Origin of the sequence: Copranaerobaculum intestinale, assembly GCF_009831105.1 — a bacterium.
GTDB classification, from domain to species: Bacteria; Bacillota_I; Bacilli_A; order Erysipelotrichales; family Erysipelotrichaceae; genus Copranaerobaculum; species Copranaerobaculum intestinale.
Window position 1 is genome coordinate 813,618 of the sequence record NZ_WUUQ01000001.1, and the last position, 12,567, is coordinate 826,184.

The 12,567-nt window shown below is 42.2% G+C and carries 10 protein-coding genes; 8 read left to right on the plus strand and 2 right to left on the minus strand.

The window, feature by feature from the left end; all coding sequences use genetic code 11:
* The first annotated feature begins 91 nt into the window (after positions 1 to 91).
* The 6 genes from GSF08_RS04015 to GSF08_RS04040 all read left to right on the plus strand — a co-directional run bounded on the left by GSF08_RS04015 (position 92) and on the right by GSF08_RS04040 (position 7,772).
* Complete coding sequence (locus GSF08_RS04015) at positions 92 to 1,879, plus strand: ABC-F family ATP-binding cassette domain-containing protein (protein WP_160624523.1); 1,788 nt, start codon at positions 92 to 94, stop codon at positions 1,877 to 1,879.
* A gap of 2 nt (positions 1,880 to 1,881) precedes the next feature.
* Positions 1,882 to 2,550, plus strand: a complete 669-nt coding sequence (locus GSF08_RS04020) for a uracil-DNA glycosylase (protein ID WP_160624524.1) — start codon at positions 1,882 to 1,884, stop codon at positions 2,548 to 2,550.
* Positions 2,551 to 2,677: 127 nt separating this feature from the next.
* Entirely contained in the window at positions 2,678 to 2,815 is a 138-nt protein-coding gene (locus GSF08_RS04025) for a helix-turn-helix transcriptional regulator (RefSeq protein ID WP_160624525.1), read from the plus strand.
* A gap of 189 nt (positions 2,816 to 3,004) precedes the next feature.
* The gene (locus tag GSF08_RS04030; protein WP_009243659.1) at positions 3,005 to 3,373 is read left to right on the plus strand and encodes a VOC family protein; all 369 of its coding nucleotides are present in this window, start codon (positions 3,005 to 3,007) and stop codon (positions 3,371 to 3,373) included.
* A 408-nt stretch (positions 3,374 to 3,781) separates the two neighbouring features.
* A complete protein-coding gene (locus tag GSF08_RS04035) occupies positions 3,782 to 4,954 on the plus strand; it encodes a polysaccharide deacetylase family protein (protein ID WP_160624526.1) in 1,173 nt (390 codons plus the stop codon).
* Between the two features lie 223 nt (positions 4,955 to 5,177).
* The gene (locus tag GSF08_RS04040; RefSeq protein WP_160624527.1) at positions 5,178 to 7,772 is read left to right on the plus strand and encodes a cation-translocating P-type ATPase; all 2,595 of its coding nucleotides are present in this window, start codon (positions 5,178 to 5,180) and stop codon (positions 7,770 to 7,772) included.
* Between the two features lie 38 nt (positions 7,773 to 7,810).
* Here GSF08_RS04040 and GSF08_RS04045 read toward each other — a convergent pair whose 3' ends face one another.
* Positions 7,811 to 9,190, minus strand: a complete 1,380-nt coding sequence (locus GSF08_RS04045) for an MATE family efflux transporter (protein WP_160624528.1) — start codon at positions 9,188 to 9,190, stop codon at positions 7,811 to 7,813.
* A gap of 182 nt (positions 9,191 to 9,372) precedes the next feature.
* On the opposite strand from GSF08_RS04045, the gene rimO reads away from it, so the two are divergent.
* On the plus strand, positions 9,373 to 10,689 hold the full coding sequence (rimO, locus tag GSF08_RS04050) for a 30S ribosomal protein S12 methylthiotransferase RimO (protein ID WP_160624529.1): 1,317 nt from the start codon (positions 9,373 to 9,375) through the stop codon (positions 10,687 to 10,689).
* Positions 10,673 to 11,152: a DNA-deoxyinosine glycosylase gene (locus tag GSF08_RS04055; RefSeq protein WP_160624530.1), complete on the plus strand. Its 480-nt coding sequence runs from the start codon at positions 10,673 to 10,675 to the stop codon at positions 11,150 to 11,152. Before rimO ends, GSF08_RS04055 begins: the two co-directional genes overlap by 17 nt.
* 384 nt (positions 11,153 to 11,536) lie before the next feature.
* Here GSF08_RS04055 and GSF08_RS04060 read toward each other — a convergent pair whose 3' ends face one another.
* On the minus strand, positions 11,537 to 12,526 hold the full coding sequence (locus GSF08_RS04060) for an NAD(P)-dependent oxidoreductase (protein WP_160624531.1): 990 nt from the start codon (positions 12,524 to 12,526) through the stop codon (positions 11,537 to 11,539).
* Between the last annotated feature and the right edge of the window lie 41 nt (positions 12,527 to 12,567).

A 12,567-nucleotide genomic window follows, 5' to 3' on the forward strand; every position in this document is an offset into this window, starting at 1 on the left:
AGGCAATGAGACCAACCGGTAATCATTGCTTTTTTCATAGGAGAACAGGCTTCTTTGTGATATGATGATAGTGTTTTAAAGGAGTGTTTTTATGTTACTTTCAGCTGAACATATTACGAAATATCAAAATGAAAAATGCATCCTTGAGGATGTTTCTTTTGCCATCGAAGAGCGAATGAAGCTGGGACTGATCGGAGTGAACGGAGTTGGAAAAACCACCCTGCTTAGAATTTTGGCGGGGGAAGAGCATTTGGATTCAGGAAGGATCATTCAGCAAAATGGGCTGCGGGTTCACTACCTGCCCCAGAATCCTCGTTTTCAGGAGGGTAAAACGATCTATCAGTGCGTTCTTGATGCAGTAAATGAAAAACAGCGGGAAGCCTGTACCTTTGAAATTCAGACAATACTTTCTAAGCTGGGCATGCGGGATTATGAACAAACCGTTGAAGTTCTGTCCGGGGGACAGCGTAAGCGCGTGGCGTTGGCCTGTGCACTGGTGAGCGAATGTGATCTGCTCATATTGGATGAGCCGACCAATCATCTGGATAATGACATGGTGGAATGGCTGGAGCACTATTTGATGAAATATCCTAAAGCATTGTTAATGGTGACGCATGACCGCTACTTCTTGGAGCGTATTACCGATCATCTCATGGAATTGGATCGGGGAAATCTGTATCTGTATGACGGCAATTACGAGACATACCTTGAGATGAAGGAACAGCGCAGTCAAATGGAAGCTGTGCAGCTGAAGAAGCGTCAAAAGCTTTTGAAAAAAGAACTGGCGTGGATGCGAGCCGGCGTTCAGGCAAGAGGTACCAAAAGTCAGAGCCGGATCGATCGTTTTTATGAGCTTCGTACGCAATGCCGCGCTAAGCAGGATGAAACCATGCAGTCAATAAATTCCATCACCTCACGGCTGGGGCGCAAAATCATGGAGATCACCGATTTACGCATGGGCTACGATAATAAGATTCTGTTTCATGATGTTAATATTCGGGTAAAAAAACGGGATCGCATCGGTATCATCGGACCAAACGGCTGTGGGAAAACGACCCTGCTGAATGTTCTTTCTCATAATTTAGAACCGTTAAGCGGAGAAGTTGTTATCGGTGAAACTGTTAAGCTGGGATTCTTTCATCAAGGAGATGATCAGATGGATCTCTCAATGCGGGTCATTGACTATATCCGTAATCAGGGAGATCAGATTCAAACAACGGATGGATCGCGTACTGCGGCTCAGCTGCTTGAACAATTTCTGTTTCCCAAGCAGCTTCAATACACACAGATCAAAAGGTTGTCTGGGGGTGAACGGCGGCGGCTGTACTTGCTAAAGGTGCTGATTGCTTCACCGAACGTGCTGTTTTTGGATGAACCGACAAATGATTTGGATATCCAGACCCTGACGATTTTAGAAGATTATCTCGATACATTCCCCGGGGTTATTATTACGGTATCGCATGACCGTTATTTTTTGGATCGAATCTGTGATTCACTCTTTGTATTTCAAGCAGATGGTACATTGCGTGAATATGCCGGGGGATACAGCGATTATATTGCGCGGCAAGCGGCTGAGCCAGATTTGCAGACAGTGAATAAAAGTCGTGGCAAAAGCCGTGCGGAACGATCTTCGATTCCCTCCTTTACATCATCTGAACGACGTGAATTTGAATCAATTGACGAAGTGATTGCCGGATTAGAGGCTGCGATCGCGGATATCGACCATCAAATGGAATCACGGCAGGATCAATTTGATGAAATTGCGGTGCTTGCCGATCAACGGGAAAAGCTGACAAGAGATCTGGATCTGAAAACAGAGCGCTGGATGGAGCTTCAGGAAAAATATGATGCGATTCAGGCGGCGCGAAAGGGGAGATAATTGTGGTACATATCGGAAATGATTGGGACGTTCTGCTGAAGGATGAATTTCAAAAGGATTATTATCAGCAGCTGCGTAAATTTTTAGTGGATGAGTATAATCGGGGGCCGGTCTATCCCAGCATGTATGACATCTTCAATGCTTTGAAATATACCAGCTATGCAGATGTGAAGGTAGTATTGCTGGGACAGGATCCTTATCATGGAAAAGGACAGGCACACGGACTTTGCTTTTCGGTGAAAAAGGGAATTACCCCGCCGCCGAGTCTTCAAAATATTTACAGGGAGCTGCATGATGATATCGGAATGCCGATACCATCGCATGGAGAGCTGACGGCATGGACCAAACAGGGTGTGCTGATGCTGAACACGGTACTGACAGTACGCGGCGGGATCGCCAATTCACATCGGGGAAAAGGCTGGGAGATACTGACCGATCAGGTCATCCGTTTGTTGAATCAACGGGAAAAGCCGATTGTGTTCTTGCTTTGGGGTAAAAATGCCCGGGAGAAGGCTGCACTTATTACAAATCCTAATCATTTGATCCTGACATGTGCGCATCCCTCTCCCTACAGCGCTGATTATGGCTTTTTCGGATGCCGTCATTTTTCAAAGACGAATGCTTTTTTAGAAGCACACAAAGAGCGTCCGATTGATTGGAATATTTACTGAATTTGAGATAAAAAAAGCTTTTTACAGCGTATGCAACGCAAAGTTGACACTTATTTACACCGATGCAAATGCTGGTTGGTAGTGTGAATGCTGTTGTATCCCATACAATGTAGGCGAGGTGATCAATATGAAATTTGAAGAAAACTTGAGAGAATTAAGAAAACAGAATGGTTTGTCTCAGGAGGAACTCGCTGAGAAATTGAATGTTTCCCGTCAAGCGGTAAGTAAATGGGAAAACGGAGTTTCCCAAACAAAAGGATATTAAGGAATAACCTGTGTTTACCTGCTTGCAGAATACTGGTGTATAAGAGAATGGCACTTGAAATATAGTGTCTTTTTCTATATCTAATAAATTTTCATTAGATAACTGAAAAAGAATGACTGTTCATTTCTAGCGTGATATAATTTATATTATAGAGAACGATAAATTGGAATTTGAAAGGATGTTAAAAATATGGTAGATGAAGTGGTATTAGGGAATGTTATGGTTGATTGTGATGATGAAAGAAAATTGCAAAGATTCTATGGAGAATTATTAGGTTGGGAAATGTGTGAACTATTTGCAAGACCGGCTGTCAGTAGTTCTTCGGGGATTGTTTTTTTGTTTATTGAGGAAAAAGATTATGTTCCTCCTGTATGGCCAGAAGATACAGGAAAACAACAAAAACAGATGCATTTTGATTTTCAGGTTGATAATGTTGCAGAAATGGTTAAGAAAGCGGAATCATTGGGAGCCAAGAAAGCGGAAAGTCAATTTGGAGGAAATGATTTTGTAACCATGTTTGATCCGGCAGGACATCCGTTTTGTTTATGCCGGAAGTGACAATTCCAGTTTGACAATTTCATATCCATACACACAAAGCAGTTAGTCTTAGGATTGACTGCTTTTTAGTGTTATTTTATTGTCATATCAAGGCTCATTCAATCGTGGTAAATTCGTGGTAAATTGAATAATTTTCTATACTTCAAATTGCTTGAAAGTATAGTGTTTATGCGGATAATCGAAAATTATATATAAAATTTCTAATAAATTATTAAAGTTTTTCTTAATACGTATTTGGATTTATCACAAATACATCATTCTGTGATATATTTTACCTAGAGGTGGAATATGACGGCGAGAAGACTGAGGCAAAGACATTTAAACTCGAATCATCTATTAATCATGATTGGAATATTGATCATCATATTAATAATATGTATCGTGCTTTGTTTATGGATTACGAAAAGATTGAATTCTGATCCGTATGCAGAATTTAAAAAATATCATTCAGCGCAAAAATATGCCGGTAAACCGAAATCTTATTCAATCGATGAAAATAAGATATTTAAGCAGTTTTATTATCCTCGGTTTGATAGCACAGATTTTAATACAATTCTTGAAAAACAAATTCAACAGTTCAAAAATGAGACAAAGGATGAGGGAATCTATACCTTAGATTACAAAAGCAATGAGTTATGGAATCAGTATGATCAGGTTCAGTTTACTTTACACCATTACAGTATGGAAAAGAAACTCTTAGAAACTAGGGTGATATCACTTTGCTTTGATCGAAAAAGCAAGCAGCTGGTGAAGCTGGAGGATATTCTGCGCTCTGATTATATGAGCGCTCTCACAGCCATTGTGCAGCAGAAAAAAATAACGGATATTGATTGGCAGGATTTTCAATTAACGCAATCCGGCATTACCTTTTATCGTAAGGGGAAGGAACTATTTACCTTTCCCTATACAGGAAATGAACGATTTATGAAGCTTCAAAATGGGCATGTGAAAGGACTTGCACCTAACGATCTGCCAAAGCGGCCGGAAAAGAAAAAAATCGATCCAAATAAACCGATGATTGCTTTGACCTTTGATGATGGACCCAACCCTTTATCGACCCCGCGGATTTTGGATACCTTAAAGAAATATCATGCGACCGGAACTTTCTTTATGCTTGGATCACGAGCCATCCAAAATCCCAATCTGATTCGCAGAATGGTAAGTGAAGGGCATGAACTGGGAAATCATTCCAATACCCACGCAAATATGCTTAAACTGACAGATCGTCAGATCAAGGATGAATTTTATGTGACACAGGATGCGATTTACGCGGCAAGCGGTGAAGAAGCAACGGTGTTTCGCCCGCCCTATGGTGCATCTAATGAACATATCAGTCAAATCCTTAACCGCAGAAATATTTTATGGACGATAGACAGCTTAGACTGGAAATCACGAAATGCTGAAGCAATTAAGAAGGAGGTTTTACCGTTTGTGAAAGACGGTTCGATTATTCTGATGCACGGTATCTATGGAACAAGCGCAGACGCGTTGGCCCAGATGATGCCGGTTCTTGCGGAACAGGGTTATCAGTTTGTAAGTGTATCCGATCTGCTTCAATACCGGCCAAATTCACAAAAATGATTTACAAATGCTATTTAATTTGTTATGATATGCGCAATAAGGGAGTAGTCGACGTTTGTTTATAGACGGAATCTTATCAACATCACGGACGGTATCGTTCTGGTAAGGTTATTATGACAAGACTTATGAGAGTTTTTTACTTTTCATAAGTCTTGTTTTTTTATTGAAAAAACGTTCAGACTAAAAGTGGAAACTCATACAGAAAGATGAGGTAGATAAACGAATGAATTGGTATCAGATGGATGAAGAGCAGATCCTTGAGGAACTGAAAACAAGTCGCTGCGGTTTAAATGAGCATGAAGTAAAAATACGGCAGGAACAGTATGGCTCAAACACCTTGAAAGAAGGGAAAGTGAAAAGTCCGCTGATGATTTTTTTGTCACAGTTTAAAGACCTTTTGGTCATTATTCTGATTGTGGCTGCATTTGTATCTTTTATCAGCGGCGAAAAAGAGAGTACGATCGTAATTCTGGCAGTTATTACTATGAATGCAGTCTTGGGAACGATTCAGGAAATCAAAGCCCAGAAATCGCTGGATTCTTTGAAACAGCTATCGTTACCAAAGGCAAGAGTTCTTCGTGACAATCAAAAAGTAGAAATAGACAGCCGGGGAATAACAGTCGGTGATATACTGCTGGTGGAAGCGGGAGATGTTGTAGGTGCTGACGGTCGGATCATAGACAGCTTTTCACTGCAAATTAATGAGAGCTCTTTGACTGGCGAAGCGCTGAGTGTTGATAAAATGAGTGCTTCTATCAATGAGGAATGCGCTTTAGGTGATCAGAAAAACATGGCGTTTTCAAGTGGTTTGGTAACATATGGACGCGGCAGTATTTTGGTAACGGAAATCGGCATGAATACACAGATCGGTAAAATTGCCCGGATGCTGGATGAAACAAAAGAGCGGAAATCACCGCTACAGCGGAATCTGGATGACTTTTCCAAGAAACTGTCAGTTATGATTCTGGTTATCTGTCTTGCGGTATTCGGTTTAAGTATTATGCAGGGAACACAGCTTCTGGATGCTTTGATGTTTGCGGTGGCGCTGGCAGTTGCGGCGATTCCCGAAGCACTGGCATCTATCGTAACCATCGTTTTGGCAATCGGTACGCAGCGGATGGCAAAGGAACATGCCATTATGAAACAGATTTCAGCGGTAGAATCACTGGGCAGTGTTTCGGTAATCTGTTCAGACAAAACCGGTACTCTGACCCAAAACAAAATGACAGTTATGCAGGTGTATTTTGATGAATCGCTTCATGAGCCGCTGGAATTGGATGAAAATCGTCCGCTGGATCGTATGATCATGTTAGGATTTGTATTGTGTAATGATGCACAGATCAGCGGCGGTCAAAAGCTGGGTGATCCTACTGAAATTGCCTTTCTTGATTTACTGGCAAAATATAAAATCGGGGAGCTGTCAACACGTGATAAGTATCCGCGCATTGCGGAGAACCCGTTTGACTCAGAACGAAAGCTCATGAGTACCCTACATCGTATTGATGAGAAAAATATGATTTTATGCAAAGGTGCACCGGATGAATTGATTATGCGCTGCACCAGCATTCAGCGCGAAGATGGGATTCATCCAATTACCGAAGCGGATAAAGAAAGTATATTGAATCAAAATCATGCTTTCGCAAAGGCTGGTTTCCGGGTGCTTGGGTTTGCCTGCCGCTTATTTGACAAGGATGACTTGGAGTTGAAGGATGAACAGGAATTTACGTTTTTGGGACTGGCTTCGCTGATGGATCCGCCGCGTGAAGAAAGTACGCAGGCTGTTGCAGATTGTTTCCGTGCCGGAATCAAACCAATCATGATTACCGGAGATCACAAAATTACCGCGGTGAGCATCGCCCGTCAGATCGGTATCTATCACGATGGTGATCTATGCTTCAGCGGAGAGGAAATAACCAAAATGAGTGATGCAGAGCTTTCTGAAAAGCTTCCTCAAATATCCGTGTATGCACGGGTTGCGCCGGAGCACAAAATCCGGATCGTTGATGCCTGGCAGTCCCGCGGCAATATCGTAGCAATGACTGGTGACGGTGTTAATGATGCCCCAGCCTTAAAGCAGGCCGACATCGGCATTGCGATGGGAATTACCGGTACCCAGGTTTCCAAGGACGCAGCGAAGATGATTCTGACCGATGACAACTTTGCTACTATTATCAAGGCGGTTGCCACTGGACGTACGATTTTTACCAATATCCGAAATGCGATTTTGTATTTGCTGAGCGGTAATTTATCCGGTATTATCTGTGTCTTGGCAGCTTCTCTGTTGATGCTGAAGGTTCCCTTCTTCCCGGTTCATCTTTTGTTTATTAATCTGATTACCGATTCGCTTCCGGCGATTGCAATCGGTATGGAGAAAGTAAAACACGATATTCTGAGCGATGCTCCGCGCGATATGAAAGAGGGAATTTTAAATGGCCCAATGATGCGTCAGATCGGTTTTGAAGGAATCGTAATTGCGGCGGCTACGATGACAGCTTATTTCATCGGATTGAAAACCTCGTATCCGGCTGGCGCAACAATGGCATTTGCGACTCTGTGTCTGGCCCGTCTGCTTCATGGCTTTAACTGCCGCAGCCGCGAAAGCTTAAAACGTATTGGCTTTTTCTCTAATCCATACAGTATTTTGGCGTTCTTGGTAGGTTTTGCATTCTTGAACATCATCCTGTTAGTACCATCTCTTCACAGCTGGTTCTCAGTTACAACCATCTCTATGGAACAGCTGTTTATGATTTATGGCTTGGCTTTGCTGCCGACTATTTTGATTCAGATTGTGAAGATGCTTCAGGATCCAAAAGGATAACAAAAAAGTGGGGTATGTAATTATCCCACTTTTTTTATTTAGGTTGATGAAGATACGGTTAAATCATGTATCCAAGTAAGCTTATGAAGATGTGGCAAAGCGACAGCGAGCTTGGTGATTTCCTCAGCGGATATGATTAGGGCAACCATTTCTACCGACAAATGCAGGTAGACCGCACCGATGAAAGCCAAGGGTACGCCGATCAGCCACATCGTCATAGCTTCCAGCTTCAGTGCGTAACCGGCGTCTCCGCCGCCGCGGAACACACCGACGATCAGAATCACTGTCGTGACCCGTACCGGAGCCATAAAGCAGAAGATTCTTAAAATGGCGATTGCACTGATGCGTACATCCTCTGATACATTGAACAATGTCAGAATTGTCGGTGCTGCAAAGATGACGACGATGCCGAGAATGACTCCCAAAAGCAAGGCAAGGATCGTAAATTTATAGGCATAGGTTATGGTATTTTCACGGTTTTTAGCACCAATCTGATTGCCGATCATTACTAGCGCCGCACTGGACATTGAGAAACAAAGAACCATGAAGAGATTTTGTATGGTGTTGGTGATCTGGGTTGCAGCAATGGCCTTAGTGCCAATTTGCCCATATGCGATTGTATAGAAGACCGTCCCAATGCCCCAGCAGCCCTCATTAAGAATGACGGGAAGCGAATTGGCCTGTATTTTACGAAAAAATGCTGTGGTGAAATGGAAATAATCGTGATAGCCACCGGCCAGTACTGAATTTTTCTTAAGTGAAAATATAAGTAATAATGTACATTCCAATAATCGTGCAATCAGAGTTGCGATCGCCGCTCCTTCAACCCCCAGCTTAGGAAACGGACCGATTCCGAAAATCAACAGCCAGTTGAAGAATGCATTCGTTAAAATGGCTAGAAAAGATATGATCATCGGCAGATTGGCATTGCCTACGCTTCGTTGGGAAGCGGCGAAGATTACCGATACTGCTGTAAAAAGGTAACTGAGACAAACGATATGCAGATAATCAATACTGAGCTGAAGCACAATTGGATCACTGGTAAAAAGCGCCAGAATCGGTTTTGGAGCGAGCAAAGCAACACCGGTAAACAGAAGCGAAATCACAAAGCCGCTCAAAAGGCCGACGCCCAGCGTTTTGTGAATATCCGTGATATCTTTGGCACCCCAATACTGAGAGATGAACATACTGCATCCGGCGCCGACTCCGCCGATCAGCAGATTGTAGAGAAAGAACACTTGATTGGCAATGCCCACGGCTGCTATTTCATTTTCACCGATACTGCCGATCATCAAGGTATCGATCATATTCAAAGAAGATACCAGCAGGTTCTGAATCATGATCGGAATCGCCAGAAAGATCATCGTCCTATAGAACGTGCGATCCTTGAATAAATTCTTGCATTGTTCTTTAAACATAAGACACCTCCTTATAAAAAAGCCACTTTGAGTTTTTTACAAAGTGGTTTTCTTCACTGTTTAATCCAGATTATTCTATTTCATTTGTATCGATGATGTCAATGATTTCTGCTTAAAAAATTAGTTTTTCTTTGATTCACAGAACTTTCATGATATATTAATGACATTCGAGGTGGTATGTTATGAAGATTGGTTTTGTTTCACTGGGATGTTGTAAAAACCTGGTAGACAGTGAGAAAATGATGGGTATGCTGAATAATGGCAGACATGAAATCGTTCATGATGCGAAAACGGCTGAAATGATTATTATCAATACCTGCGGTTTTATCAATTCCGCAAAGGAAGAGGCCATTTCCACCATATTGGAAATGGCTCGCTATAAGCAGGAGGGCAACTGTAAAAAATTAGTTGTCACGGGATGTCTGGCTCAGCGCTACAAAGCAGACCTGGAAAAGGAAATGCCGGAAGTAGATGCGTTTATCAGCATTGCTGAATATCCCCGCTTGCATGAAATTATCGGCAGTATGATCGAAGATGATCAGCTTCAGGTATTTGGAAAATGTGAACGGCTGTTGTCATCCAAGCCATGGACAGCTTATCTGAAAATTGCCGAAGGATGTTCTAATCACTGTACATATTGCGCAATTCCGCTGATCCGCGGTGATAATGTGTCGGTGCCCTTGGAGCAATTGGTTGAGGAGGCAAAGCGTTTGGCTGCGCGAGGTGTAAAAGAATTGGTTCTCATCGCCCAGGATACGACAAAATATGGGGTTGATCGGTATGGCAAGCGCTCCTTAATTGATCTATTAAAAGCTGTGCATGAGATTGAGGGCTTTCATTGGATCCGCATTTTATACATGTATCCTGATGAAATTGATGAAGAGCTGCTGATGGGCATGACAAAGCTGCCGAAGGTAGTTCCGTACTTTGATATTCCGATGCAGCACGGGGACGATCATATGCTGCGGCTGATGAACCGTCGCGGCAGTGTTGCTGAGGTAAAGGCTTTGGTTGAAAGAATCCGTGAGCTGTTTGCTTTTCCGACGCTTAGAACAACATATATCGTAGGTTTTCCGCAGGAAAGTGAAGATGCATTTGAAAATATGATTGATTTTACCAAAGCAATTTGCTGGGATCGAATGGGCGCCTTTACCTATTCACCGGAGGAAGATACTCCTGCTTATACGATGGAGGGTGCCATTCCGGAAGAAGTAAAGGAGCAGCGGCTGGCGCAGCTCATGGAGCTTCAGGAGAGGATATCCTATGATCAGTCCCAGCGTTGGGTAGGGCAGGTTTTAGAGGTGCTTGTAGAATCACAGGAAGGACTTACCGGAAGATATCGGGGACGGGCAGCGAACAGTGCGCCGGATGGAGTTGACGGAATGATCACCTTTACCAGTGAACGTGAAATACCTTTTGGTACCTTTGTTGAGGTTTTGGTAACCAATGCTTTGCCGCATGATTTGCAGGGAGTTGAGAAAGTTGCTGAAAGGGTTTGATCCGATTATCGGTTTACAGCCAACCGTTTTGATACTTGGCTCGATGCCCAGCGTTACGTCCCTTGAAAAACAGGAGTACTATGGCTTTGCTCATAATCGCTTTTGGAAAATCATGGCGAAGCATTATGGAACAACGCTTGACTGTTATGATCAGAAAATACAGTTAATTTGTGATCATCATATGATTTTGTGGGATGTGATCGGAGAATGTGAACGAGAGGGCTCGCTCGACAGTGCGATCCGTAATGAATCAATCAATGATATTGAAGGTTTATTATATACCTATCCGACTGTACAGAAAATTATCTGTAATGGACGTAAAAGTCATGATCTGCTGATGCGCCATTTTCCAAGTCTAGTACAACAGCTGGAAGTAATTTATCTGCCCTCCACCAGCAATGCCAATCGAAGTCTTAAAGAAGAAATGCTGTTTGAAGCATGGGAACAAGAATTACCCCTTTAAAGAGAATAAGCAGTTTTTTGAAGAATTTCATGAAATTTGAAATTCAATCAGAATTCTGCTTTTTTATATTTTGCAGGCAAGGGTAAAGACCAAGTACTCTGATGCACCATACAGTAGAACAGGAGGTGCTGTTATGTTTGTATGTATTCTTGTGATTGGTATATCAATATATGGAATATGTCTGTATCGCTATCATCATTCGCATAATTCCTGTCATCGTAAGTGAATGGGAAATGTGGACTATCGGTTTCGGTAATCCACATTTTATATGATAAAGAGTTTAATCAACAAAATCTCATCTTATAAAAAGTCAAAGAATATAGACAGCTGATAAGCTATACATACTTTCATGCACAGCAAAAAAACTGCACAAAGGCAGTTACATTAAATTAATTCGTTTTGAGAAGAGCCGCTTTTTTCAATTTCCGCAATATTGGATAAAGAAATCTGAACCATGTTCTTCACTGCTTCATCCGTATAGAAAGCGATATGCGGTGTAACAATGATATTATTGTGATTGATCAATTCTTTCAGCAGCTGGTCTTCCAGATCATCACCCGCATTGTTTTTCAAATATAAACCATTTTCATATTCGTAAACATCCAGTGCGGCTTTGGCTATCTTATGTGATTTTACTGCATCCAGTACATCCTGGGCATCAATCAGAGCACCGCGTGAGGTATTGATTAAGATGACTCCATCTTTCATTTTTGATATTGCTTCTTTATCAATGAGATGATAATTATCTTTGGTAAGCGGACAGTGAATGGATATAATGTCGCTTCGTTTCAGCAGCTCATCGAAAGCTACATAGTCTGCAATCTCCTTGACCTTATCATTTGGATACAGATCATAGGCGAGGATTGAGTCTGTAAACCCGCGAAAATTGCGGATTGTTTCATATCCAATGCGTCCGGTACCGATGATACCGATTGTCATATCCTTTACCTCACGTCCGATGAGTCCTTTGATTGCAAAATTGTAATTGTGCATGCGGCGAATTGTCAGCGGCAGGTTGCGCACACAAGCCAGAGCCAGCGTAACCGCATATTCACTCACTGCGTTAGGTGAGTAAGCAGGCACATTGCAGGCCCTGATTCCTAATCGCTGAGCTGCATCCAAATCGACTTTATCATAACCGGCACAACGAGTTGTCAGAATTTTAATACCAAGTTCATGAATAATTTCCAGCGCTCTTTCATCAGCAATACAGTTACCCTGAATGATGACTGCATCATGTCCTTTGGCTAAATATGCACTTTCGGATGAGAAGGGATCGATCGTGCATCGTACATCCAAATCATATACGTCAGCGTACTCGTGGAAAAAGGCTACTTCGTCTTCACGTACGTTATAAGCTAAAACTTTCAACATAATAAATTCCTCCTAATACATTATAATAGTATCAAAAATAA